This window comes from Pseudomonas sp. UBA6323, from assembly GCF_002439135.1.
Taxonomy (GTDB): Bacteria; Pseudomonadota; Gammaproteobacteria; order Pseudomonadales; family Pseudomonadaceae; genus Aquipseudomonas.
This window is the reverse complement of sequence record NZ_DJSX01000039.1, coordinates 34,243-59,680: the sequence shown is the minus strand read 5'-3', so window position 1 is coordinate 59,680 and position 25,438 is coordinate 34,243. Positions and strand designations below refer to the sequence as shown.

Here is a 25,438-nt window from a genome sequence, read left to right as displayed (position 1 = left end):
GGTCTTGACCGCGAAGCTTTTGCTGCCGCGATTCGCGGACAAACCCGCTCCTACAAAAAGCCTGAGCTCGACCCGCCCCTTGGTCTGCCGGCTTACCCGTTCCCCGTGGGAGCGGTCTTGATCACGAAGCCTCTGCTGCAACGATTCGCGGACAAGTCCGCTCCCACAAACAGCCTGGCCCGCTCCCACGAGTAGCAGTCAGCGCCTGCATAAAAGCAAAAAATGCCCGCCTCCTCAAAGGAGAGCGGGCATTTTCATTATCAGAACAGATCAGCCGCGAGCGGCCTTGATCACTTCGATATAAGGCTCGGCGTTGCGCTGATCCTGAATCAGCGCAATGAAATCATTACCCTGCGCATCGGTGGCAAAGAGGTCGTAACCTTCGGCTTTGAAGAAACCCACGAAACGCTCGAAGTCATCGACGCGCAGACCGCGGTATGCCTTGACCAGCTTGTGCAGCGAAGGCGGCGTGGCGTCCGCTGGTTCCACCGCAAGGAACAGCTTGATCGAGTCATCGCTGATTTCTTCGCCAATCACCTGCTTCTTGTCTTTACGCATCGCCCGCTCCCGCCAGCATTACAGAGGGCCGGCAGTTTACCGCCGCGCCGCGCGCGGCTCAACGCGCAGCCGGGCACGCTAACACGCGAACAATCGACGCGACAGCCGACCTAGGTCATGCCGCGACACGCAAACCGCCCCCTATAATGCGGCAAGCCATTAGGGAGCCAGCATGTCACGTCCATCGTTACCGCTGTTCGCCGCCTGGCGCCAGACCCTGCGTGTGGGCTATTCCTGGAAGGCCCTGCGCGGGGATCTGAGCGCTGGCCTGACGGTCGGCATCATCGCCATCCCGCTGGCCATGGCGCTGGCCATCGCCGTAGGCGTGGCGCCGCAGCACGGTCTTTATACCGTCCTGATCGCCGCACCCTTGATCGCATTGTGCGGCGGCTCGCGCTTCAACATATCCGGCCCCACTGCGGCCTTCGTGGTGATTCTGCTGCCAATCACCCAACAGTACGGACTCGGCGGATTACTGCTGTGCACCTTGATGGCCGGCGTCATCCTGATCTGCCTGGGCCTGCTGCGCGCCGGTCGCCTGATCGAATTCGTGCCTTACCCGGTGACGCTGGGTTTTACCGCCGGTATCGGCATCGTCATCGCCGTTCTGCAGATCAAGGACCTGTTCGGCCTGCACCTGGCCGAAGCGCCTCAACACCTGCTGGAACAGCTGAATCTACTGGTACGTGCACTTCCCGGCTTGCAGCCCGGCGACACGCTGGTTGGCGCCACGTGCCTGGCGATACTGCTGATCTGGCCGCGCCTGGTGCCGAAAGTCCCTGCGCATCTGGTAGCCCTGGCGATCGGCGCGTTACTGGCGCTGGCGCTGGAGCACCTGGGAATGCCGGTGGCGACACTGGGCGAGCGCTTCAGCTATCAGCTCGATGGCATCGAGCATCCCGGCATCCCGCCTTTCCTGCCGGACCTCGCGCTCCCCTGGAACCTGCCGGGTCCTGATGGCCAGCCGCTCGTATTGTCGTTCGAGCTGATCCGCCAGTTGCTCGCCCCGGCCTTCGCCATTGCCATGCTCGGCGCCATCGAGTCATTGCTGTGCGCGGTGGTGGCCGATGGCATGACCGGCAGCAAGCATGATCCCAACGCCGAGTTGATCGGCCAGGGCCTGGGCAATCTGGCTGCGCCGTTCTTCGGCGGCATCACCGCCACTGCGGCCATAGCCCGTACGGCAGCCAACGTGCGTGCCGGCGCGTTTTCCCCACTGGCGGCGCTGGTTCACGCCGGCGTGGTACTGGCGGCGATTCTGCTGCTCGCGCCGCTGTTCAGCTACCTGCCGATGGCGGCTCTGGCCGCGCTGCTGTTGATGGTGGCGTGGAACATGAGCGAGCCGCAGCATGTCGCCCACACCCTGCGCATCGCCCCGCGCAGCGATGTGCTGGTGCTGCTCACCTGCCTGGTGCTGACGGTGCTGTTCGATATGGTGCTTGCCGTGGGCGTCGGCCTGCTGCTGGCGGCCGGCTTGTTCATCAAGCGTATGAGCGAACTGACCGATACCGCGGCACTGAATCGGCATCAGCGCGAGGCGCTGCAGGACCTGCCCGAGCATGTGCTGGCCTACGCCATCCGCGGCCCACTGTTCTTCGGCGCGGCCGAAAAGGCGCTGAGCGTGCTGCGTCGCTTCACCCCGGGGGTGCGAGTCGTGATCGTCGACATCAGCGCGGTGCCGCTGCTGGACATGACCGCCATCGCCGCGCTGGACAATGTGCTGCGTGACTATCGCCAGCAGGGCATCGCCCTGATTCTCAGCGGCCCCTCGGCGCAGGTGCGCCTGCAACTGCGCCGCGCCGGCATTCACCGACGCGCCGGGCAGTTGGCTTACGTTCATGATTTGCCGCAGGCGCGGGAGAAAGCCCTGCGCTGGCTGGATGGTGCGCCGGAAGCGGCGCACCCCGGGTAGGCGTCGTGCGCCATGCGCACGGAAAAGACCGATGCGCGGCGCACACGGCCTCGTCATGGCCCAAGATCGCGAGCAAAGCTCGCTCCTACAAACAGGCGCGGCTTACAGCCCCTTGACCGCGAAGATGCCGGCGGCGTTGCGCCAGTAGCCCTTGTAGTCCATGCCGTAACCGAAGATGTAGCGATCGATGCACTGCAGGCCTACGTAATTGGCCTTCAGGTCGGGACGTGCCTTGCGGTCGTGATACTTGTCGATCAGCACCGCGGTATGCACGGCACGTGCGCCGGCATGGTGGCAGAAATCGATGATCGCACCGAGAGTGTGCCCTTCATCGAGAATGTCATCGATGATCAGCACGTCGCGGTCGATGAACGACACTTCCGGCTTGGCTTTCCAGAACAGTTCGCCACCGCTGGTTTCGTTGCGGTAACGGGTCGCGTGCAGGTAGGACGCCTCAAGCGGGAAGTTCAGCTTGGTCAGCAGCTTGCCGGAAAAGATCAGGCCGCCGTTCATCACGCAGAACACCACCGGGTTGCGCTCGGCCAGCTCGCCGTTGATCTGGCTGGCGACCTTGTCGATGGCCGCTTCCACCTCGGCTTCGGTGTACAGGCAGTCGGCTTCCGCCATGACTTGGCGAATGTGCGCGAGATCGGCGGACATGATGAGACTCTCTCTTGATCGGGCTGATGAATGGCGGCGAGCGACCTGAAAGCTGATCGACTCGTCAAATAAAAGCGGGCAAAGGTACAGACCCGTGCAGCGCTTGCCAAGTATCGGCAGACCAGCGTAGCCGATGCGCCATGCCGGACGTCGTGACTTATCAATCACCCACCACTTGGCATGAGCAATGCTTTAATCTAACGCGATTTTTCCCAGAGCCCCGTTGGAGATCCCAGCCCATGCCCACTCGCGAGATCCGCCACCCGCTGATCCGTCACAAGATCGGCCTGATGCGCCGCGCCGATATCAGCACCAAGAATTTCCGTGAGCTGGCCCAGGAAGTGGGCGCCCTGCTGACTTATGAAGCCACCAATGACCTGCCGCTGGAAGCCTACAACATCGAAGGCTGGGCCGGCACCGTGCAGGTCGAGAAGATCGCCGGCAAGAAGATCACCGTTGTGCCCATCCTGCGTGCCGGCATCGGCATGCTCGATGGCGTGCTCAGCCTGATTCCCGGTGCCAAGGTCAGCGCCGTGGGCGTCGCGCGCAACGAGGAAACCCTCGAGGCGCACACCTACCTGGAGAAGCTCGCACCGGAAATCGACTCGCGTCTGGCCCTGATCATCGACCCGATGCTGGCCACCGGCGGCTCGATGGTCGCCACTATCGACCTGCTGAAAAAAGCCGGCTGCAAGGACATTCGCGCCATGGTACTGGTCGCCGCCCCCGAGGGCATCAAGGCGGTCGAGCAGGCTCACCCGGACGTGACCATCTTCACCGCCTCCGTCGACCAGCGTCTGAACGAGCACGGCTACATCATTCCGGGGCTGGGTGATGCCGGCGACAAGATCTTCGGCACCAAGCAGAAGGACGCCTGACATGTCGCAGACGGACTTCAACGATCCGCTGTGGCGCCAGGGCATTGCCGGCGCACAGATGCTCTTCGTGGCCTTCGGCGCCCTGGTGCTGATGCCGCTGATCACCGGCATGGACCCCAACGTGGCATTGTTCACCGCGGGTATCGGCACCCTGCTGTTCCAGCTGGTGACCAAGCGTCAGGTTCCGGTTTTCCTCGCCTCCAGCTTCGCCTTCATCGCGCCGATCCTGGCAGCCAAGGGCGAGTTCGGCCTGCCTGCCGTGATGGGCGGTGTGATCGCCGCCGGTCTGGTCTACATCCTGCTTTCGCTGTTGGTCAAACTGCGCGGTCCCAACTTCATCGACCGGCTATTGCCCCCTGTGGTGATCGCGCCGGTGATCATTTCCATCGGCCTGGCGTTGTCGCCGGTCGCGGTGAACATGGCCATGGGCAAGGCCGGTGACGGTAGCGTCGAGCTGGTGCCGTACAAAACCGCGATGATGATCTCGATGCCAGCTTTGATCACCACCCTGCTGGTGGCCGTGCTGGGCAGCGGCATCTTTCGCCTGGTGCCGATCCTCGCCGGTATCGCGGTTGGTTGCGCCATCGCCGCCGTGCTCGGCGTGATCGACACCACCGCCGTGAGCCAGGCCTCCTGGCTCGCCGTGCCCAACTTCATCGCACCGGAGCTGCATTGGGGCGCCATTCTGTACATGGTGCCCGTGGCTCTGGCGCCAGCCATCGAGCACATCGGCGGCGTGGTCGCCATCGGCAACGTCACCGGCAAGAACTTCGTCAAGAACCCCGGGCTGCACCGCACCCTGCTTGGTGATGGACTCGCCACCTCGGCCGCCGGCATGTTCGGTGGCCCGCCCAATACCACCTATGCCGAAGTTACCGGCGCGGTGATGCTGACCAAGAGCTACAACCCGAAGATCATGACCTGGGCTGCGGTATTCGCCATCGCCCTGGCCTTTATCGGCAAGTTCGGCGTGGCCCTGCAGAGCATTCCGGTACCGGTGATGGGCGGCATTCTCTGCCTGCTGTTCGGCTCCATCGCCGTGGTCGGCCTGAACACTTTGATTCGTCACCAGGTCGATCTGTCCGAAGCGCGTAACCTGATCATCGTTTCGGTGACCCTGGTGTTCGGCATCGGCGGCATGGTCATTGGCGGCAAGGAATTCGCCCTGTCGGGGATATCCCTGTGCGCGATCAGCGCCCTGCTGCTCAATCTGGTATTGCCGGGCAGCGCCAGCTGGCGCAAGCGGGAAGTGGAAGAAGCCTGATTCCGTCGCCCAATGAAAAAGCCCGCGATCATCGCGGGCTTTTTTCGTCTGCACGGCGTTACGACTTACCAGCCAACGCCGAAGCCCAGGGTGTAGCGGGTTTCATCCAGGTCACCCTCGGCGCCGCTGACCATGTCCTTCTCGGCTTTCACGTTCAGCGAAGCCCAGTCGGTCACCTTGTAGCGCAGGCCGATCTCGGCATCCAGGCTGTAATCGGCCGCACCGCTTAGCGGACGACCGACTTCGCCGACGCTGAACAATTCGACGGTCTTGCCGACCAGATAGCGGTTGTAGTCCCACTTCACGCTCATGGCGTAGAAGCGATCCTGTTCGCCATTGCTGTAGCGGTAGTCGCTGCGGTTGGCCAGGGTGGCAATGGAGAAGGCACCCAGCTCGTCATCCCAGAACTGGTAACCAGGGCCGGTACCGAGGGTGCGCTGACGCTCCACTTCCTCGATGCGGTCGCGCTTGTATTCGAAGCGCCCCTGCCAGAACCATTTCTCGGTAAGGAAGCGATCGAGCGCGTATTCGGCGCTCCAGTTGTCGGTGCTGACGACGTCATCCTTCAACTCGCGATTGTAATCGGCGAGCGCATTGTGCCGCCAAAGACCGTGACGGGCCTGGGTCTTCAGATCGACATCGTAATCGTCGGAATCGCGCTCGCCGCGCTTGTAGTCCAGACCGAGATCGATATTGCCCTTCCAGGTGAAATCTTCCACCAACGGCTTGGGCTTCATGATCTGCTCGATCTGCGTCAGTTCGATGGTCTTGGGCGCCTCGCCATTGGCCAGCGTCACCTTGCCGGGCTCGGCGGCCAGCAGCGACTTGGCGCGCTCACCATCTACGGGGCCGAGCTTGACCAGCAGCTCATGCTCGCTTTCCAGGGTGGCGATCTTCTTCCAGTCCAGCGGGATGGAGCCGCCGAAGTCGGTCTCCAGCAACAGCTTGCTGCCGTCGAAGAAGCGGATGGTGCCAGTCAGGCGATCACCGTTCTTCAACCAGACGGTATCGGCGAAGGTAACTGAACTGCACAAGGCGATGCTCAACCCGAGCAGGGACAGCGATGTAGAGCGAGGCATAAGGGAGATATAGAGGTTCGTGAGCGAAAGCCGGGCATTATCCGCAAGCCCGGCGCCAGAGCAACAGCTGACCGATCCAGACAGCTAGAGTTCAGGTTTTTCCGTTGGGCGGCAATTCCGCCGGACGACTTCACCAGCCCACGCCAATACCGATCAGATAATGTCGATCTGAAACGGTCTGCCCCTGCCCCCGCAATTGATCCAGTTCATACAGGAGCGACAGCCGCGCCCACTGATTGAGTCGGTAGCGCAGACCGAACTCGCTATCGAGCACGTAGTCGATCTCATCGACATGCGGAATCTGCAATTCGGCGTTAGCGTAAAACTCCAGCCGTGTGCCCCAAAGCAAGCGCTTGTAGTCCAGCTCCAGCGATGTGGTGTTGAAGGCCAGGTCGGCGAGCTGCGACTCCAGGCGCACGCGGTTGACCTGGCCGATCAGATCAAAGCGCCCCAGTTCATCGTCCCAAAAGCGATAGCCGGGGCCAGTACCGGCGATGCGCTGGCGATCGACCGTCTCGAACTCATCCTCGGCTTGCTCAACCCCGACCCGCCAGAACCAGTGTTCGGTGAAAAAGCGATCAAGGTCGTACTCCAGCTCCCAATTGTCCTCGACCTTTCTGTCGTTCTTGGTTTCGCGCTCCAGCTCGCCGCTGAGCACATGACGCCAGCGGCCGTGCTCAAAACGGGTATTGCCCTTGAGCTTCCACTCATCGACATCGTTCTGGTTGCGCTTCATGTCCAGCTTGGCGTCTAGGTTGCCCTCCCAGAGGTGATCCTCCAGCAGCGGCCGTGGCGGCACCAAGCGTTTGATCTCTGCTAGAGGCAGGGTGTACTCGCGCTCTCCCTGCACCCGGACCATGCCCGCTCCGGCCGCGGCCAACCTTTCGCTGCGCTCGCTGTCGAAACCGCTGCGCCGTACCAGCAGGGGCTTGTCCGAACTGAGGGTATCGATATCCTTCCAGTCGATCAGCACCTGGCCGGCGTATTTGGTCTTCAGCGCCAGCTTGCCGCCATCGAGCAGGATGATCTCGCCGCTCAGGCGATCACCGTTGTTCAACCATACGGTATCGGCCCAGAGCGGGGCTGCCAGGGTAAACAGGAACAAGGCGATCAGTACGCGCATGATGAGGGCACACCCTATGGGCAAGACGAAACCGCCAGAGTCTGCATGGCCGGCATCGCCACCGGCAAGCGTGGAGGCGCGCCGCGAAGCGCTGTACCTGGTGTTGGCGCAGGTGCCGCAAGGCAAGGTCGTCAGCTATGGCGAGCTGGCGCAACTGGCCGGCCTTGGTCGTGCAGCGCGCTGGGTCGGCCGCACGCTGAGCCAGTTGCCCGACGGCACCACCCTGCCCTGGCACCGGGTAATCGCCGCGGGCGGGCGCCTCAGTCTGGCGGCCGGGAGCCCTTCTGGCGCGGAACAACGCGCGCGCCTGCGTGCAGAAGGCATCAGCATCCTGAACGAACGTGTGGATATGCGTCGTCACGGCTGGCGCCCGATGGAGCACAGCAGTTAGAGTGCGCCCTACGAACCACCCCTGCCCAGATTCGAGCCTGATGCCACGCAAATCCTGGCGAGAAGCCCTCGCCACCTATGCCAACCCCGCCACACTGGCTCTTCTGCTTCTGGGTTTCGCCGCCGGCCTGCCCTACATGCTGGTGTTCTCGACCCTTTCGGTATGGCTGCGCGAAGCCGGTGTGGCGCGCGAGACCATCGGTTTCGCCAGCCTTATCGGCCTGGCCTACGCCTTCAAGTGGGTGTGGGCGCCGATGCTCGACCAGTGGCGCCTGCCGCTGCTCGGCAAGCTCGGCCGCCGTCGCTCCTGGCTGGTGCTTTCGCAAGGCCTGGTCGCCATTGGCCTGATCGGCATGGCCAATTACGACCCGCAAACGCACCTGTCCTCGCTGATCGCCCTCGCCGTGCTGGTGGCCTTCGCCTCGGCCACCCAGGACATCGCCGTCGACGCCTACCGCCTGGAAATCCTCGGCGACGAACATCAGGCTGCGCTGGCCGCCGCGTACATGACCGGCTACCGCGTCGCCGCACTGTTGGCCACCGCCGGTGCGCTGTACTTCGCCGAAGGCTTCGGCTCGACCGCCAAGGATTACCAGTTCGGCGCCTGGACCGGCACCTACCTGGTCTTCGCCCTGCTCATGCTGCCTGGGCTGCTTACCTCGCTGTGGATGCGTGAGCCACCGGCGCCGCCACACATTCATGTCCCACCGCCCAAGCACGGCTTCTTTCATCAGTTGCTGGCGATCCTCGCGGTGATCGTACTGGTCATCGCCGTGCCGACCATGTTCATCCAGTTCTACCAGAGCGACCTGATGCTCATGCTGCTCGGCGATGTCAGCATGCAGGAGCTGCTCTACAACGACCGCGCCTTCCTGCGCGCCATGCTCTACAGCACCCTGGCCTGCGTGTGCGCCTCTGGCCTGTTCTGGGGCGGGCTGGCGCCGGTGCTGAAAACCGCCGCGGCGAAATACGGTTTCTTCCACCAGCTGCTTTCCGTGCTGCTGCTGATCATTTTGCTGATTTCCATTCCGGCGATGGTCACCCAGTTCTACGAAAGCGACCTGCCACTGCTGTTCCAGGGCCAGATGAGCCTGCAGGAGCTGCTGTATTACGACCGAGCCTTCCTTCGCGCACTGCTCTATACCCTGCTCACCGGCCTGTCGATATCCAGCCTGTTCTGGGGCGGCATGGCCCCTGTGCTCACACCGATCAACGACTTCATCGTGCGTTATCGCTGGCAGGCGTTGCTGCTGCTGAGCCTGATCGCCACCTATCGCCTGTCCGACACGGTAATGGGCGTGATGGCCAATGTGTTCTACATCGACCAGGGCTTCACCAAGGAGCAGATCGCAAGCGTCAGCAAGGTCTTCGGCCTGGTGATGACCCTGCTCGGCGCAGGTGTCGGCGGTCTGCTGATCGTGCGCTTCGGCATCATGCCGATCCTGCTGATCGGCGCGGCGGCGTCGGCCGCGACCAATCTGCTGTTCATGCTGCTGGTGGGCATGGGGCCGCACCTGAACATGCTGATCGTCACCATCAGTTGCGACAATTTCAGCGCCGGCCTGGCCACCTCGGCGTTCGTCGCCTACCTGTCGAGCCTGACCAACCTGAAGTTCTCGGCCACCCAGTACGCCCTGCTCAGCTCCATCATGCTGCTGCTGCCACGTTTGATCGGCGGTTATTCCGGGGTGATGGTGGAGCACCTCGGCTATGCCAACTTCTTCCTCGCCACGGCGCTGATGGGCATTCCGACGCTGCTGCTGATCCTGCTGCAGTGGCAGCGCCAGAGCAGACAAAGCTAGGCGCCACGGCACCTGCCGCAAGACCGCTGACAGTCTCGATAACAGGCATAAAAAAACCGGCCAAATCTCGCCTGGCCGGTCTCGTTCTGCCGCAATAGACGCGCTTATTCGGCTGGCGCGCTCTCGTGCACCATATGCACCACCCGCTGCGGGAATGGGATGCCGATGCCACGCATCTTGAGTCGGTCACGGGCCTGCTCGTTGAGCATGAACATCACATCCCAATAGTTGGGCGTATCGACCCAAAGACGCAGGGACACGGTAATGGCGCTGTCACCCAGGGCGCTCACTACCACAACCGGCGCAGGTTCCCTGAGCACGCGCTCGTCCTGTGCCAGCTCCAGCAACACTTCACGGGCTGCCTGCAGATCGGCCTCGTAATCAACGCCCACATCGAACACTACCTTGCGCGTCGGCTGACGGTTGTAGTTGGTGATGATGCCGTTGGACAGGTTGCCGTTCGGCACGATGACCGTCTTGTTGTCGCCGGTACGCAGCACGGTATGGAAGATCTGAATGCTGTCGACCGTGCCCATCACGCCCTGAGCCTCGATCCAGTCACCAATACGCAGCGGGCGGAACAGCAGGATCAACACACCGCCAGCGAAGTTCGCCAGGCTGCCCTGCAAGGCCAGACCAATCGCCAGGCCTGCCGCACCGATCGCAGCGATGAAGGACGTGGTTTCCACGCCGACCATCGAGGCCACGCTGATGATCAGCAGCACCTTGAGGATGATATTGGCCATGCTGCCAATGAAGCCCTGCAGCGCCGGATCGGCCTTGCGCGCAGCCAGCAGCTTGCTGATATTGCCGGTCAGACGATTGATGAACCACCAGCCGATCAGCAGGGTTACCAGGGCCAACAGCAGCTTGCTGCTGTATTGCATGATCAGAGGGATCCACGTTTGCGATTCACGCAGGAGCTGATCGATTTCAGCATTGAGATCCATAGGGATTGCTCCTTGGTTGGGGCGAAACGACAACGCCATGGCTGCGCCTACAGCCATGGCGTTATGGGCATGATGAATGCGACGCCGGGCAGACGCGCGGGTTCAATCACCCATTCAATCGCGGAAGTTATTGAACTGCAGCGGCATGCCGAATTCGTGACCACGCAGATGGGCGATGGCCTCCTGCAGGTCATCGCGCTTCTTGCCGGTGACACGCACCTGCTCGCCCTGGATGGCGGCCTGCACCTTGAGCTTGGCGTCCTTGATGTGGGCGACGATCTTCTTCGCCAGCTCCTTGTCGATGCCCTCGCGGAAGGTGACTTCCTGCTTCATCACCTTGCCGGAGGCGTAAGGTTCCTTGGTTTCCATGCACTGGCAGTCGATCTTGCGCTTGATCAGGCTGCTGCGCACGATGTCGAGCATCTGCTCGAGCATGAACTCGGCTTCGGCAGTCAAGGTCAGCGCCTTGTCCTTGCTCTCGATGCTGCACTTGCCGCGCAGGTCGAAACGGCGGTCGAGTTCCTTGATGGCGTTGTCGACCGCATTGGTCAGTTCGTGTTTGTCCAGTTCAGACACGACGTCGAACGAAGGCATGAGTGGGCTCCTGATGGACGGCGCGATCCTCTTCACGGAGTGAGCGCGCCTGACTTGACGATAACTTTGGCGGGCCCATTATACCCAGTCTGATATACGCCGCTTGGCGTCCTTCCTCTCTGCCTGCGAGCCTGCACCATGCCCAACCCCCATCTCAGCATCCTGGTGGTGGACGACGCCAAGTTTTCCAGTGCCATGATCGGTCGTGCCCTGAGCCAGGCCGGCTACCAGGACGTGCGCTTCGCCAGCAGCGCCAGCGAAGCGCTGCAGTTGCTGGAGCAGCGCCCGGCCAGCGTACTGCTGGCCGACTGGCTGATGCCCGAGATCGACGGCCTGGAGCTGACCGCGCGGGTGCGCCAACTGGACGAGACGGCCGATCACTACACCTACATCATCCTGCTGACCGGCAAGGAAGGCGAAAACGTCCTCGGCGAAGCCTTCGACCGTGGCGTCGATGACTTCATCAGCAAGGCGGCGATGAACGAGCAACTGGTGCCACGCGTCTACGCCGCCGACCGGCTGTGCAATACCTTGCAGCGCCTGCTGCACGAGAACCGCATGCTGACGCAGAACATTGCCAGCCTGGAGCGGCGCAATCTGGTCGACCCGCTCACCGGCCTGGGCAACCCGCGCTACCTGCGCCAGAAGCTCGGCGACAGCCTGCGCCAGATCGAATCGCGCGGCGGCGCCGTGTGCTACCTGCTGATCGGCCTGCAGGATGCCGGGCAGCTGCGCAGCCAGTATGGCGACCGGTTCTTCAATGAGCTGCTGCACGGCGTCGCGCGCCGCCTGCAGCAACTGGTGCGGCCACTGGACGTGCTGACCCGCCTGGATGACAACCACTTCGGCCTGATCACCCTGCTCGAAGACCTGCACGAATGCTCGCCGAGCAGCTTCAAACGCCTGCATGAAGGACTGAATCTCAAGGCGTTCAAGACCAGCGAGGGCTTCATCACCCTCAAGGCCGGTATCAGCCTGGTCGGGCTGGACGCCAAGGCGCTGCCAACCGACCCCGAGCAACTGATCCAGCACGCGGACAAATTGCTCGCAGAGTCCTACGCCAGCGGCCGGGTCGCCGCCATGCGCCTGCCCCTGCCGTGACCTGGCACATCCTCGGCGCCGGCAGCCTCGGCAGCCTCTGGGCCACTCGCCTGGCCCGCGCCGGCTTGCCGGTCAGGCTGATCCTGCGCAACCGGCAACGCCTCGATGCCTATCGCCAGGCCGGTGGCCTGACGCTGATCGAAGCGGGCCAGGCCCAGCAGTACGCGATTGCCGCGGAACTGCCACAGACGGACACGCCAATCCAACGCCTGCTGCTCGCCTGCAAGGCCTATGACGCGCAGGACGCGGTGACCAGTATCGCCACGCGTCTGGCCCCGGGTGCCGAGTTGCTGCTGTTGCAAAATGGCCTGGGCAGCCAGGATGAGGTCGCGCAACGTTTACCCGGCCAGCGCTGCCTGTTCGTCTCCAGTACCGAAGGCGCCTTTCGTCCTGCCGACTTCCAGGTGGAGTTCGCCGGACATGGCCACAACTGGCTGGGCGACCCAGGCAATCCGCAGCCGCCCACCTGGCTGAACGAGCTGCAGCGCGCCGGCATCGCCCACCAGTGGAGCCCGGACATCCTCGCGCGCCTGTGGCGCAAGCTCGCGCTCAATTGCGCGATCAACCCGCTCACCGTATTGCACGACTGCCGCAACGGCGGCCTGGCCGAACATCCGGCCGAGGTCGCCACCCTATGCGCCGAACTCGCCGAGCTGCTGCAGCGCTGTGGTCAACCGGCTGCGGCGGAAGATCTGCTCGAGGAAGTACGGCGAGTGATTCACGCCACCGCGGCGAACTACTCGTCCATGCATCAGGACGTAGCCCAGGGTCGCCGCACCGAGATCAGCTATCTGCTGGGCTACGCCTGCGCCGCGGCGCAGCGCCATCAGCTGCATCTGCCGCACCTGCAGCACCTGCAACAACGCCTGCTCGGTCACCTGCAAGCACGCGGCTTGCCTGTGAACTAGCGGCCCAGGCCGTGGCAATGGCTGCCCCGGCGCGCTAACCTGCCGTTTTCATTCACCACAGCGATAACCTCATGAGACTGCGTCAGCGCCTGGAAAACCTGCCGGTTGGCCGCAAACTGCTCGCCGCGCTGCTGGTGTTGCTCGCCGCGGTGATGCTGGTGGCCAACCTGGCCTTCATCAGCGCGGCCTACTGGATCACTCAGGAGAGCATGGCGCCACAGGCCCTGCACACCCTCGGCCGGCTCATCGCCAGCCCGGCGCTGAGCGCGCAGGCGCTGCGCTCGCCGGACTCGGCCGAAGCACTGCTAAAACGCCTGGACGAATACGCGCCGCTGCGTGCCGCGGTGATCTACGACGGCAACGGCAACAGCGTGGCGCAGTTGCAGCGCGGTGAAAAACTGCAACTGCCGCAGGAGCTCGACGAACTGCAGAACTGGCGTGTAACCGCCTTTCGTACCAACCTGCTGGTCGAGCTGCCGCATCCAAGCGGCCGCCCCGGAGCGCTGTTGCTGGTCGCCTCCAGCGAGCTGCCTGGCGCGTTCTATACTGGTACCCTGACCGCCAGCCTGGTCATCCTGGCCTTCAGCGTGCTGCTCTGGCTGCTGGTGGCCAAACAGATCAAACGCCTGGTGACCAAACCCATCCGTCGTCTGGAAGAGCTCTCACGCCAGGTCACCCGCGAAGAGAACTATGCACTGCGTGCCAATCGCGGCAATCAGGATGAAATCGGCAGCCTGGCCGACGCCTTCAACACCATGCTGATGCGTATGGAGGCACGCGAGCAGCAGCTCAAGCGCGCCCGCGACGACGCCCAGCAGGCCTTCGACCAGGCGCAGAGCCTGGCCGAGGAAACCCGCCACTCCAATCGCAAGCTGGAGCTGGAAGTACAGGTGCGCAGCAAGATCGAGAAAAAGCTCACCGGTTTTCAGAACTACCTCAACAGCATCATCGACTCCATGCCTTCGGCGCTGATCGCCCTCGACGAACAGCTCTACGTGACGCAATGGAATCAGGAGGCCAGCGCCCTGTCCGGCACGCGCCTGGAGGAGGCGCTGAACCAGCCGTTCTTTCTCGCATTCCCACCGCTCAAGCCGTTTCTCTCGCAACTCAAGCACACCGCCGAACAGCACAGGGTGGAAAAGATCGAGCGCGTGACCTGGCACAAGGGCGAGGATCCCCACCACTACGCGCTGACCTTCTATCCGCTGATGGGCAGCGCCGGGCGCGGTGTGGTGATCCGTATCGACGACATCACTCAGCGCCTGGCCCTCGAGGAAATGATGGTGCAGTCGGAGAAGATGCTGTCGGTCGGCGGCCTGGCCGCGGGCATGGCGCACGAGATCAACAACCCGCTCGGCGCCATCCTGCACAACGTGCAGAACATTCGCCGACGCCTGTCACCGGACCTGGAAAAAAACCTCGAACAGGCCGAGCAGGCTGGCGTCAGCCTGGCCGTCATCCAGCACTACATGACGGCGCGCGAGATACCGCGCCTGCTCGACGGCATCCAGCAGGCCGGCCAGCGCGCCGCCAAGATCGTCAGCCACATGCTCAGTTTCAGCCGGCGCAGCGACCGCCAGCTCTCGCCCTGCGACCTGCCAGCGCTGATCGATCAGGCTCTGGATATCGCCGGCAATGACTTCGATCTGGCCGACAGCTTCGATTTCAGAACCCTGGAGATCGTGCGCCAGTTCGACCCGATGCTGGGGCCAGTGGCCGGTACCGCCAACGAACTGGAGCAGGTGCTGCTCAACCTGCTGAAGAACGCCGCCCAGGCCATCCATCAGCGCGACGACGAGGCCGAGCCCGGCCGCATCATTCTGCGCACCCGGCAAGCCGGCAACTGGGCGGAAGTTCAGGTGGAAGACAACGGCACAGGCATGAACGAAGCGGTGCGCAAGCGCATCTTCGAGCCGTTCTTCACCACAAAGGAGGTCGGCCAGGGCACCGGCCTCGGCCTGGCGGTTTCCTATTTCATCGTCACCAACAATCACAAGGGGCAGATGGAGGTGCACTCCACGCCGGGCCAGGGCACCTGCTTCACCCTGCGCCTGCCGTTGGCCTCGCTGCCCGAGAACACAGGACTCTGAGCCATGGGCTTTCGCCTCTCGAAGATCTACACCCGCACCGGCGACAAAGGGGAAACCGGCCTGGCCGATGGCCGCCGAGTCGGCAAGGACCACCCACGTATCGACGCCATCGGCGAACTGGACACGCTCAACAGCCAGCTCGGCCTGCTGCTCGCCGATCTGGATGAAGCGGCAGCGACCAGACCGGGCCTCAAGGAGATCAGCGAGGTGCTGAGCCCCTGCCAGCACCGCCTGTTCGATCTCGGCGGCGAGCTGGCAATGCCCGAATATCAGGCGCTGCAATCGATGGAAATCGAACGTCTGGAGTCTGTTATCGACCGCTGGAACGACGAGGTCGGACCGCTGGAGAACTTCATCCTGCCTGGCGGCTCGAGACTGATCGCCCAGGCCCATGTCTGCCGCAGCTTCGCCCGCAGCGCCGAGCGCCGCTGCCAGCATCTCAACGCCGTCGAGCCGCTACGCGCCGAGGGCCTGGCTTACGTCAACCGTCTTTCCGACCTGCTGTTCGTCGCCGCCCGCCTGATCGCCAGACGCCAGGGCGTTGCCGAGGTACTGTGGAAGGCGGCTGACAAACCATAGAAACGATCACGCCCCCGCCAACCGTCCAGCATCCATCCGCTGCCGGGCCGGCTTTTTGTAGGAGCGAATTTATTCGCGATCATCGACGTCCCCGTGCCTGCCGCCCTTCGCGGATAAATCCGCTCCTACAGAACATGGATTCACATCCACACGGTGCAGGGTCGGCTTTTTGTAGGAGCGAATTTATTCGCGATCATCACGGTCTCGGTGCCTGCCGCCCTTCGCGGATAAATCCGCTCCTACAAACCGTGCCGCCACATCCATCCGCTACCGGGCCGGCTTTTGTAGGAGCGAATTTATTCGCGATCATTGACATCCCGGTGCCTGCAACCTTTCGCGGATAAATCCGCTCGCCCCCATCCATACATTCCTGCGCACCTACAGGGCAGGCCAGAACGCGCGGATACCCGCTACACCTTGTGCGCCGGTCTGCCAGGCGCGTTCGATATCGGCCGGGGCAACGCCGCCCAACAGATAGGCCGGCAGGTTGAAATGGGTCAGCAGTTCGCGCGCAGCCTCCCAGCCCAGCGGCTGTGCCTCAGGGTGCGTCGCGGTCGCCTGCACCGGCGACAGGGTGACGAAATCCACGCCCATCTGCGCCGCCAGCGCCAGCTCCTCGGCACCGTGGCAGGAGGCCGCCAGCCAGCGATCCTCCGGGAAAGGCCGGCCACCCGCGGCATACTTGCGCAGCTGTTCGGCGGTCAGGTGCCAACCCGCCGCAGGAAAATCCCCCAGCCACTCCAGCGGTCCCTTGAGCATCAGTTGCGCCTTGCCGGCACACAGGCCCTGCACGTCGACAGCCAAATCTCGGTACTGCGGGTCGAACATATTCGGCGCGCGCAACTGAATCAACCGTACTCCCTGCGTCAGAGCACTGCGGATATCGGCGAGCAGCTCACTCGGCTCTAGGCCATCCGGGGTGATCAGGTAGCGGTCCGGCAGGCGCGCGGCGGCGACTATGGGCTTGTTGGCAGCCGGGAACTCGTATTCCAGCAACTGCCGCTCGCTAGCCCAGGCCAGCGGCTGGCCTTCTGCGCCATGCGGCTCGCCACTGAAGGCCGAGACTTCCCAAACGTCCAGCAACACCTGCTTGTCCGGGTAGTCGTGGCGAATCTGGATCAGCGGGCGCGCCGCCTGCGGACGAATGCCCAGCTCCTCCTCCAGTTCGCGATCAAGAGCGACACGCACCGCCTCGCCCTCTTCCACCTTGCCGCCGGGGAACTCCCATAGGCCGCCCTGATGTTTGTCCTCGGGCCGCCTGGCGATCAGGATGCGTCCATCGACATCCCGAATCACCGCTGCGGCGACATGCACACGCTTCAACCCTTCACCTCCTGCAATGCCGCCTGATACCAGCGCTGGAACGCCGGCCAGCGATAGATGGTTTCGACATAGGCCGCAGCCGCTGTCGGCAGCGCCACACGATAGCTGCGCAGTCGCGCGGCGACCGGCGCATAGAAGGCGTCGGCGATGCCGGCCTGGCCGAACAGATAGTTGCCGGCGCTGGCGTAACGCTCGCGGCAGCCGGCCCAGATCGCACAGATGCGGTCGATATCGGCCTGTGCCGCGTCAGGCAGTTCGGCCAGTGCCTGGTCTCGCGCCAGGTCCATGGGCAGGTGGCTGCGCAGCGCACTGAAACCGCTGTGCATTTCAGCGCAAATGCTGCGCGCCAGCGCGCGAGCCTGACGCTCCTGCGGCCACAGCTGCGACTCGGGATAACATTCGGCCAGATACTCGGCAATCGCCAGGGAATCCCAGACGGCGCCCTGCTCAGTCAGCAGAACCGGCACTTTGCCGGTGGGCGAGTAGCGCAACAGTTGTGCGCGACTGTCAGGCTGAAACAAACGTACCCGCAGCTCTTCGCAGTCGGCTCCGGCCAGATCGACCGCCAACGCCGCACGCAGCGACCAAGAGGAATAGTTCTTGTCGCCAATCACCAGTTGCAGTGCCATCTTGCGCGTCCTCGCCTAGGGTCTTGGAAATGATCTGAAGTCGCTCGACGTTAAAAGCCCGTCCTCCGAATAGCAAATTCCCGCGCGTCATGGGGTCATGAGGCGCGGGAATGAGAGAGGCAGCTCCAGGCTCAGCGAGGACCGTTTCCAACTCGGAGCCAAATCTCAGGCTCGTGGCCTGAGGCCTGCAGCCGCTTATGTGCGGTATTCGGCGTTGATCTTGACGTACTCGTGGGACAGGTCGGTGGTCCAGATGGTCTCGCTGCAGGCGCCGCGACCCAGCTCGATGCGGATGGTGATCTCCTCACGGGCCATCACCGCTGCGCCCTGATCTTCGGTGTAGGTGGTCGCTCGGCAGCCCTTGCTGGCGATGCAGACCTCACCGAGGAATACGTCGATCCTGCTCACGTCCAGTTGCGGCACGCCGGCATAGCCGACAGCCGCGAGGATGCGCCCCCAGTTCGGGTCGGAGGCGAACAGCGCGGTCTTGATCAGCGGCGAGTGGGCCACGGCATAAGCTACGTCCAGGCATTCCTGATGGGTGCCGCCGCCGTTGACCTGCACGGTGACGAACTTGGTCGCACCTTCGCCGTCACGCACGATGGCCTGCGCCACTTCCATGAACACGTCGAACACCGCCTGCTTGAGCTTGGTGAACAGCTCACCGGAAGCCTCGCTGATCTCCGGCAGCGCGGCCTGGCCGGTGGCGATCAGCATGCAGCAGTCGTTGGTGGAGGTGTCGCCGTCGATGGTGATGCGGTTGAACGACTTGTTCGCCGCGTCGCGCACCAGATCCTGCAGCACGCCCTGGGCAACCTTGGCGTCGGTAGCGATGTAGCCGAGCATGGTGGCCATGTTCGGACGGATCATGCCGGCGCCCTTGGAGATGCCGGTGACGGTGATGGTCACGCCATCGTGCTGGAATTGACGGCTGGCCCCCTTGGGCAGCGTGTCGGTGGTCATGATGCCGGTGGCGGCGGCTTCCCAGTTGTCGACCTTGAGATCATCCAGCGCGGCCTGCAGCGCGGATTCGATCTTCTCCACCGGCAGCGGCTCGCCGATCACACCGGTGGAGAATGGCAGCACGGCACCTTCGGTAACGCCGGTCAATTCGGCCAGACGCGCACAGGCGCGGCGCGCACGGGCTAGGCCGTCCGCACCGGTACCGGCGTTGGCATTGCCGGTATTGGTCAACAGGTAACGCACCTCGCCACCCAGACGCTCACGGGTGATCAACACGGGCGCAGCGCAGAACGCATTGGTGGTGGTGACCCCGGCGATACGCGAGCCCTCGGCGCAGCGCATCACCACCACATCCTTGCGCCCGGGGCGCTTGATGCCGGCCGAGGCGATGCCCAACTCGAAACCAGGAACCGGGTGCAGGGTAGACAGCGGGCCAAGACCAACAGCCATAAGGTGAGCTCCTTGTAAGACGTGCCGACCGCCAGGCGGCCTGAAAGATGGTAAAACGCCGCGAGCGGCAGAGCCGTCGCGGCGTCATCGAGGGCGGCAACAGCATAGCCGAAGCCCCCTCTACTGCAAGCGCCTTGGCGGCGCTCACCTGCCGTGATCAGCCGATCTGACCGTGGCAGTGCTTGTACTTCTTGCCCGAGCCACAAGGGCACGGCTCGTTGCGCCCTACCTTCGGCTCGGCGCGCACCGGCGCGGCAGCCACGGCGACATCGCCCTCTTCGCCTTCATTCTCTTCAGCCGCCAGCGCCGAGGCATCGGCGTGCTGGAACTGCATACGCTCGGCCATGGCCTCGGCCTCGCGACGCAGACGGGCTTCTTCCTCGGCCGGATCTTCGCGACGCACCTGAACGTGGCTGAGCACGCGGATGGCATCGCGCTTGATCGATTCCAGCAGTTCCTGGAACAGGGCGAAGGACTCGCGCTTGTATTCCTGCTTGGGGTTCTTCTGCGCGTAGCCACGCAGATGGATACCGTGGCGCAGGTGGTCCATGGTCGACAGGTGGTCTTTCCACAGGTCGTCCAGTACACGCAGCAGAATCTGCTTCTCGAAGGTGCGCAGGGCCTCGGCGCTGGCCTGAGTCTCCTTCTCGTTGTACGCCGCCAGCAGCTCGGCGAGGATGCGCTCGCGCAGGGTTTCCTCGTACAGCTTGTGGTCTTCGTCCAGCCACTGCTGGATCGGCAGCTGGATGCCGAAGTCGCTCTGCAGGGTGGACTCAAGGCCAGCAACGTCCCACTGCTCCGGCATCGATTGCGGCGGGATATGGTTGTTGACTGCGGCAGTCAGCACTTCCTCGCGGAACTCGGCGATGGTGTCGCCGACGTTATCGGCAGCCAGCAGGCTGTTGCGCATGTGATAGATCACCTTGCGCTGCTCGTTGGCCACGTCGTCGAATTCGAGCAGTTGCTTGCGCATGTCGAAGTTGCGGCCTTCGACCTTGCGCTGGGCCTTCTCGATGGCATTGGTGACCATGCGGTGCTCGATGGCCTCACCGGACTGCATGCCCAGGGCCTTCATGAAGTTCTTCACCCGATCCGAGGCGAAGATGCGCATCAGGTTGTCTTCCAGCGACAGGTAGAAGCGGCTCGAACCCGGGTCGCCCTGGCGACCGGCACGACCACGCAGCTGGTTGTCGATACGGCGCGATTCGTGACGCTCGGAAGCGATCACGTGCAGGCCGCCAGCCTCGATCACCTGCTGGTGACGCTTCTGCCACTCGGCCTTGATCTGCGCGATCTGCTCGTCAGTCGGGTTTTCCAGCGCGGCAACTTCCACTTCCCAGTTGCCACCGAGGAGAATGTCGGTACCCCGACCGGCCATGTTGGTGGCGATGGTCAGCGCACCCGGACGGCCGGCCTGGGCGATGATCTCCGCTTCCTTGTCGTGGAACTTGGCGTTGAGCACCTTGTGCTCGATACCTTCCTTGTTCAGCAGCAGGCTGACGTACTCGGAGGTCTCGATGGTCGCGGTACCGACCAGGATCGGCCGGCCCTGAGCCTGGCAGTCCTTGATGTCGGCGATGATCGCCTGGTACTTCTCTTCCTGGGTCAGGTAGACCAGGTCGTTGAAGTCCTTGCGCGCGATCGCCTTGTTGGTCGGGATCACCATCACGTCCAGACCGTAGATCTGGCGGAATTCGAACGCCTCGGTATCGGCGGTACCGGTCATACCGGACAGCTTGTTGTAGAGACGGAAGTAGTTCTGGAAGGTGGTCGAGGCCAGCGTCTGGCTCTCGGCCTGGATGTTCACCCCTTCCTTGGCTTCGATGGCCTGGTGCAGACCCTCGGACAGGCGACGGCCCGGCATGGTACGGCCGGTGTGTTCGTCGATCAGAATCACCTGCCCGTTCTGCACGATGTATTCGACATTGCGATTGAACAGCTTGTGCGCACGCAGGCCGGCGTAGACGTGGGTGAGCAGGCCGAGGTTGTGCGCCGAGTACAGGCTTTCGCCCTCGGCCAGCAGGCCGGCTGCGGTGAGCATCTCCTCGACGTACTGGTGGCCGGCCTCGTTGAGTTCGACCTGGCGCGACTTCTCGTCGACCTTGTAATGGCCTTCCTGAGTCACCACGCCTTCTTCTTCCTCGATGTGCTGCTTGAGGCGCGGGATCAGCTTGTTGATCTCGATGTACAGCTTGGAGCTGTCTTCGGCCTGACCTGAGATGATCAGCGGGGTACGGGCTTCGTCGATGAGGATGGAGTCGACTTCGTCGATCACGGCGAAATTCAACTCGCGCTGGAATTTGTCTTCCAGGCTGAAGGCCATGTTGTCGCGCAGGTAGTCGAAGCCGAATTCGTTGTTGGTGCCGTAGGTGATGTCGGCGGCGTAGGCGGCGCGCTTCTCTTCCGGCGGCTGGAAGGGGGTGACGATGCCGACGGACAGGCCGAGGAATTCGTACAGCGGACGCATCCAGTTGGCGTCGCGGCGGGCCAGGTATTCGTTGACCGTGACCACGTGCACGCCCTTGCCGGACAGTGCGTTGAGGTAGACCGCCAGGGTACCTACGAGGGTCTTGCCCTCACCGGTACGCATCTCGGCGATCTTGCCTTCATGCAGGGTCATACCGCCGATCAGCTGCACATCGAAGTGGCGCATGCCCATCACCCGCTTGCCGGCCTCACGGGCCACGGCGAAGGCTTCGGGGAGCAGTTTGTCGAGGGTTTCGCCTTTGGCCAGACGGCCCTTGAACTCTTCGGTCTTGCCACGCAGTTGCTCGTCCGAGAGGGCGATCATCTGCTCTTCGAGGACATTGACGGACTGCACCGCCTTGAGCATGCGTTTGACTTCACGCTCATTCTTGCTTCCGAAAAGTTTTTTAAACAGAGGCGCAAACATATCGACAGGATCTTCCGGCGAATGGATGGAGGTCGGCGCAAATCGCGACCTGGCAGCCTGCATGGCTGCGGGCGAAGGGGGCATTCTACCCGGAAAACCCGGTGAGGAAAGTGACGTTGTCAGCCCATTGCTGCCGCGTGATGGCGAAGGCCACGCATCCCCGGCGAACCGGGGGCGCGGCGTGAAACGTTATATGAGGGTCGCATGCTGGCAATTCAAGGGCAGCGCAAAAGCGGCATGCTCACTCGACGCCGCTGGCACGCGCGATGTACAGCGCAGGATTGACCTGACGGCCATCCTTGCTGACCTCGAAATGCACGTGATAACCGGTGGAGCGCCCCGTGCGACCGACCTTGGCGATGGTCTGACCGCGCTGCACCAGATCACCGATCTGCACGGTGTTGCTCTGGTTGTGCGCGTAAAGCGTGACGTAGCCATCGGCGTGGCTGATTTCCACGGTATTGCCGTAACCCCTCTTCTTGCCCGAGAAGGTCACCACCCCCGCCGCCACGGAAACCACATCGCTACCGGGCTTGGCGGCGAAATCCATGCCCTTGTGCATGCTCGAACGGCCGGTCAGCGGATGCACGCGACGGCCGAAAGGCGACGACACATAACCTTGCAAAACCGGACGTCCGGACAGTGTTTCTGCTTCGTTCAGGCGACGTTCGCCAAGCAATTGCTCCAGCACTTCCAGCTGCTGTTCGCGGCTTTCGACACGCAGGGCGAGTTCATCCAGCGCGCTCATGAAAGGTGGCGGCGTGTAAGCCGAAGCGCCCAGGGCATCTTCCGCACCGCCCTGGCCAACGCTCAGGGAGAAGTCGAACTCGCCGGCGTCCAGCTCTGCCAGCTCGGTGAGGCGTTCGCCCAGGGCATCGAGCCGGGTCAGGCGCGCCTGCAGTTCGGCGACGTGCACGGCGAACGCATCGAGCTGACGCTGGGCGTCCTGACGTACCGCACCGACCTGCTCGCGCTGCTGGTCGAGCGCGTCTACCAGCGAGGTGTCGACCACAGGTTCGGCTGTCAGCCACTTGGCGCCCAGCGCGGCACCAGCGCCCAGGCTCATGACCAGCAATAGGACGGCCGACAGCAGCAACCAACGCAGGTTTAGATGGATCGTTCGCGCCGAACCGTGACGGCTGTTGAGCAGAATGATATGCATGGTTTCCCCATTTCGCAGAACACAGGCCGGCAGCACGCTCTGCTACCATGACGGCTCTGCAATCAAAGGCCTCCTGCCATGACGTTTCGTCCCTTGCCGGCTCAGGCACCCGCTAAGCTGTTACGCGAAGCCAAGCCCCTGAAAGCGCTGTTCGGTCAGGCGCAACGCCTTACCCACCTGCAGCGTCTTGTCGAAAGCCAGCTACAACCAGCTGCCCGGGAACACTGTCATGTAGCGTCCTGGCGTGAAGGCTGTCTGCTATTGATCGTGACCGATGGCCACTGGGCAACACGCCTGCGTTATCAGCAAAGAAAGCTGCAACGACAACTGCAGGCACTCGAAGAATTCGCGACCTTAACGAAAATTCTGTTCAAGGTGCAACCTCAAGGGGGCCAGAATCGTGGAACCGGTCGCACCCTGCACTTGTCCAATAGCGCCGCCCAAAGCATTCAGGCGACCGCCGAAGGTATCAGCGACCCCAGGCTGCGCGCCGCATTGGAGCGCCTGGCCAGTCATACCCAGAAAGGCGAATAACGCCCCGCTCCGTTCGTCGGCAAACTCCCGCTCGCGCCCTACGCCAGGCAAATGGCGCCAGAAATCCTCCTGAACCGTTCCTTTCCCTCAACCGCCCCAGCATTTCGCGCTCTCCGGGGGAGGATACGCTTGACACCGGACTGGCAAGTTTGTGTGCGCATCGCTTACTGACTTAGCACTATCCATTACCGCGTGCGCTGAGCGTTTGGCTTTTGCTCTTGAAGCGCGATCTCACAGACGACGCACAAGCTCCCCCTTCAGGAGGCCGAGTGGAATCGCCGTGGAAGGGGTTGAGCGACATGGATGTCGCGAGAGCCGTGATGGGCCAGGGATGGCCCTTCGTCGGTGGGCCGCATCCGGTCGTGCCCCTGGAGCGGTGATGGAGCGAGGGAACCCCGGCGCAGCCGGGGCCGTATGCAGGGGTGTGTTTCTTTGCTTACTTTCTTTGCACAAGCAAAGAAAGTGAGTCGCCCGTAAGGGGTGAAACCCATCAGATCAGGCGACGCGCCAATGGATAGTGCCAATACCGAAAGCACACATTTATTTGCCAGTACGGTGTCAAACCGCAACTTCCCCAAACTATGCGAAGAACCATAAAAAAGGCCACCCGAAGGTGGCCTCAAATAAAGCTGGAAAGAGAGTAGGTTTACACGGCCGCAACCGGGCGCATGTAAGAGATCGGCGCGAGCTTGGCGTCCTCGAAGGTCACCATTTCCCAGGCATCGGTCTGCTCAATCAGCGTACGCAGCAAACGATTGTTCAGTGCGTGACCAGACTTGAAACCCTTGAACTCGCCGATCAGGCTGTTACCCAGCAGGTACAGGTCGCCGATGGCGTCGAGAATCTTGTGCTTGACGAATTCGTCCTCGTAACGCAGGCCGTCCTCATTGAGCACGCGATACTCGTCGACCACGATGGCGTTTTCCACACTGCCACCGAGCGCCAGATTCTGCGAACGCAGGAACTCGATGTCACGCATGAAGCCGAAAGTGCGGGCCCGGCTGACTTCCTTGACGAAAGACGTGCTGGAGAAATCCACACTGGCGCTCTGCGTACGGTTGCGGAACACGGGGTGATCGAAGTCGATCTCGAAGCTCACCTTGAAGCCGTCGAAAGGCACGAAGGTGGCGCGCTTGTCGCCCTCCTCCACGGTTACCTCACGCAGGATGCGGATGAACTTCTTCGGCGCTTCCTGCTCCTGCAGGCCAGCGGATTGAATCAGGAATACAAAGGGACCGGCACTGCCATCCATGATCGGTACTTCGGACGCGGAGAGCTCGACGTAGGCGTTATCGATGCCCAGGCCTGCCATGGCCGAAAGCAGATGCTCTACCGTATCCACCTTGACATCACCATTGATCAACGTGGTCGACATGGTGGTTTCACCGACATTCCCGGCCAGTGCGCGGATTTCCACGACGGGGTCGAGATCGGTGCGACGAAACACGATACCAGTGTCCACCGGTGCCGGCTTCAGGGTCAGGTAAACCTTCTCCCCCGAATGCAGGCCAACGCCGGTGGCACGGATGATGTTCTTCAGGGTGCGTTGTCTGATCATGGCTTGGCCGCTATATCGCTAGTTGCGAACTGTTTTCA

At 62.8% G+C, this 25,438-nt stretch carries 22 protein-coding genes and 1 pseudogene; 11 read left to right on the top strand and 12 right to left on the bottom strand.

What is annotated here, in order from left to right; translation table 11 throughout:
• The coding region (locus B3P22_RS08765) for a hypothetical protein (RefSeq protein ID WP_296270677.1) at positions 1-195 on the top strand (195 nt) is incomplete at its 5' end.
• A 75-nt stretch (positions 196-270) separates the two neighbouring features.
• On the opposite strand, the gene B3P22_RS08760 is transcribed toward B3P22_RS08765, so the two are convergent.
• The gene (locus tag B3P22_RS08760; RefSeq protein WP_296270676.1) at positions 271-558 is read right to left on the bottom strand and encodes a PA4642 family protein; all 288 of its coding nucleotides are present in this window, start codon (positions 556-558) and stop codon (positions 271-273) included.
• 172 nt (positions 559-730) lie between these two features.
• Here B3P22_RS08760 and dauA point away from each other — a divergent pair, with 172 nt between their 5' ends.
• The gene (gene dauA, locus B3P22_RS08755; RefSeq protein ID WP_296270675.1) at positions 731-2,470 is read left to right on the top strand and encodes a C4-dicarboxylic acid transporter DauA; all 1,740 of its coding nucleotides are present in this window, start codon (positions 731-733) and stop codon (positions 2,468-2,470) included.
• A 102-nt stretch (positions 2,471-2,572) separates the two neighbouring features.
• On the opposite strand, the gene B3P22_RS08750 is transcribed toward dauA, so the two are convergent.
• Positions 2,573-3,130: a hypoxanthine-guanine phosphoribosyltransferase gene (locus B3P22_RS08750; RefSeq protein ID WP_296270674.1), complete on the bottom strand. Its 558-nt coding sequence runs from the start codon at positions 3,128-3,130 to the stop codon at positions 2,573-2,575.
• Positions 3,131-3,369: 239 nt separating this feature from the next.
• Here B3P22_RS08750 and upp point away from each other — a divergent pair, with 239 nt between their 5' ends.
• Together upp and B3P22_RS08740 are read left to right on the top strand one after the other, a co-directional pair.
• The gene (gene upp, locus B3P22_RS08745) at positions 3,370-4,008 is read left to right on the top strand and encodes a uracil phosphoribosyltransferase (protein WP_197857439.1); all 639 of its coding nucleotides are present in this window, start codon (positions 3,370-3,372) and stop codon (positions 4,006-4,008) included.
• 1 nt (position 4,009) lies between these two features.
• A complete protein-coding gene (locus B3P22_RS08740; RefSeq protein WP_296270673.1) occupies positions 4,010-5,272 on the top strand; it encodes a uracil-xanthine permease family protein in 1,263 nt (420 codons plus the stop codon).
• A 65-nt stretch (positions 5,273-5,337) separates the two neighbouring features.
• Here B3P22_RS08740 and B3P22_RS08735 read toward each other — a convergent pair whose 3' ends face one another.
• Both B3P22_RS08735 and B3P22_RS08730 read right to left on the bottom strand, forming a co-directional pair.
• Positions 5,338-6,351 carry a DUF481 domain-containing protein gene (locus B3P22_RS08735; RefSeq protein ID WP_296270672.1) on the bottom strand — a complete coding sequence of 338 codons (1,014 nt, stop codon included), beginning with the start codon at positions 6,349-6,351 and terminating at the stop codon, positions 5,338-5,340.
• Between the two features lie 130 nt (positions 6,352-6,481).
• Positions 6,482-7,474, bottom strand: a complete 993-nt coding sequence (locus B3P22_RS08730) for a DUF481 domain-containing protein (protein WP_296270671.1) — start codon at positions 7,472-7,474, stop codon at positions 6,482-6,484.
• Between the two features lie 16 nt (positions 7,475-7,490).
• On the opposite strand from B3P22_RS08730, the gene B3P22_RS08725 reads away from it, so the two are divergent.
• Together B3P22_RS08725 and B3P22_RS08720 are read left to right on the top strand one after the other, a co-directional pair.
• A complete protein-coding gene (locus B3P22_RS08725) occupies positions 7,491-7,865 on the top strand; it encodes an MGMT family protein (protein ID WP_197857446.1) in 375 nt (124 codons plus the stop codon).
• A gap of 40 nt (positions 7,866-7,905) precedes the next feature.
• Positions 7,906-9,666: an AmpG family muropeptide MFS transporter gene (locus tag B3P22_RS08720; RefSeq protein WP_296270670.1), complete on the top strand. Its 1,761-nt coding sequence runs from the start codon at positions 7,906-7,908 to the stop codon at positions 9,664-9,666.
• A gap of 104 nt (positions 9,667-9,770) precedes the next feature.
• Here B3P22_RS08720 and B3P22_RS08715 read toward each other — a convergent pair whose 3' ends face one another.
• Entirely contained in the window at positions 9,771-10,616 is an 846-nt protein-coding gene (locus B3P22_RS08715; RefSeq protein WP_197857448.1) for a mechanosensitive ion channel family protein, read from the bottom strand.
• A 114-nt stretch (positions 10,617-10,730) separates the two neighbouring features.
• Positions 10,731-11,210, bottom strand: coding sequence for a YajQ family cyclic di-GMP-binding protein (locus tag B3P22_RS08710; RefSeq protein WP_275547060.1), 480 nt, complete (start codon positions 11,208-11,210; stop codon positions 10,731-10,733).
• 135 nt (positions 11,211-11,345) lie between these two features.
• Between B3P22_RS08710 and B3P22_RS08705 the strand changes: the two are divergent.
• From B3P22_RS08705 to B3P22_RS08690, 4 genes and pseudogenes are all read left to right on the top strand, one after another.
• Positions 11,346-12,311 (top strand): annotated as a pseudogene (locus B3P22_RS08705) (response regulator); the annotation flags it as partial.
• Complete coding sequence (locus B3P22_RS08700; protein ID WP_275547058.1) at positions 12,308-13,219, top strand: putative 2-dehydropantoate 2-reductase; 912 nt, start codon at positions 12,308-12,310, stop codon at positions 13,217-13,219. The pseudogene B3P22_RS08705 and the gene B3P22_RS08700, both read left to right, overlap by 4 nt.
• A 71-nt stretch (positions 13,220-13,290) precedes the next feature.
• Positions 13,291-15,309 carry an ATP-binding protein gene (locus B3P22_RS08695; protein ID WP_275547057.1) on the top strand — a complete coding sequence of 673 codons (2,019 nt, stop codon included), beginning with the start codon at positions 13,291-13,293 and terminating at the stop codon, positions 15,307-15,309.
• A gap of 3 nt (positions 15,310-15,312) precedes the next feature.
• Positions 15,313-15,888 (top strand): cob(I)yrinic acid a,c-diamide adenosyltransferase, encoded by a 576-nt coding sequence (locus tag B3P22_RS08690; RefSeq protein ID WP_275547056.1) that lies wholly within the window; start codon positions 15,313-15,315, stop codon positions 15,886-15,888.
• Positions 15,889-16,266: 378 nt separating this feature from the next.
• Here B3P22_RS08690 and B3P22_RS08685 read toward each other — a convergent pair whose 3' ends face one another.
• The 5 genes from B3P22_RS08685 to B3P22_RS08665 all read right to left on the bottom strand — a co-directional run bounded on the left by B3P22_RS08685 (position 16,267) and on the right by B3P22_RS08665 (position 23,308).
• Positions 16,267-17,211: a Nudix family hydrolase gene (locus tag B3P22_RS08685; protein WP_275547055.1), complete on the bottom strand. Its 945-nt coding sequence runs from the start codon at positions 17,209-17,211 to the stop codon at positions 16,267-16,269.
• On the bottom strand, positions 17,208-17,840 hold the full coding sequence (locus tag B3P22_RS08680; protein WP_275547054.1) for a glutathione S-transferase family protein: 633 nt from the start codon (positions 17,838-17,840) through the stop codon (positions 17,208-17,210). The genes B3P22_RS08685 and B3P22_RS08680 overlap by 4 nt, the downstream gene beginning before the upstream one ends.
• A gap of 195 nt (positions 17,841-18,035) precedes the next feature.
• Positions 18,036-19,253: a bifunctional glutamate N-acetyltransferase/amino-acid acetyltransferase ArgJ gene (gene argJ / locus B3P22_RS08675; RefSeq protein WP_296270669.1), complete on the bottom strand. Its 1,218-nt coding sequence runs from the start codon at positions 19,251-19,253 to the stop codon at positions 18,036-18,038.
• Between the two features lie 157 nt (positions 19,254-19,410).
• Entirely contained in the window at positions 19,411-22,146 is a 2,736-nt protein-coding gene (gene secA / locus B3P22_RS08670; protein WP_296270668.1) for a preprotein translocase subunit SecA, read from the bottom strand.
• Positions 22,147-22,387: 241 nt separating this feature from the next.
• A complete protein-coding gene (locus tag B3P22_RS08665) occupies positions 22,388-23,308 on the bottom strand; it encodes a M23 family metallopeptidase (RefSeq protein WP_296270667.1) in 921 nt (306 codons plus the stop codon).
• Between the two features lie 78 nt (positions 23,309-23,386).
• Between B3P22_RS08665 and B3P22_RS08660 the strand changes: the two genes are divergently transcribed.
• Positions 23,387-23,842 (top strand): DUF721 domain-containing protein, encoded by a 456-nt coding sequence (locus B3P22_RS08660; RefSeq protein ID WP_296270666.1) that lies wholly within the window; start codon positions 23,387-23,389, stop codon positions 23,840-23,842.
• A gap of 646 nt (positions 23,843-24,488) precedes the next feature.
• Here B3P22_RS08660 and lpxC read toward each other — a convergent pair.
• A complete protein-coding gene (gene lpxC / locus B3P22_RS08655) occupies positions 24,489-25,400 on the bottom strand; it encodes a UDP-3-O-acyl-N-acetylglucosamine deacetylase (RefSeq protein ID WP_013714156.1) in 912 nt (303 codons plus the stop codon).
• Between the last annotated feature and the right edge of the window lie 38 nt (positions 25,401-25,438).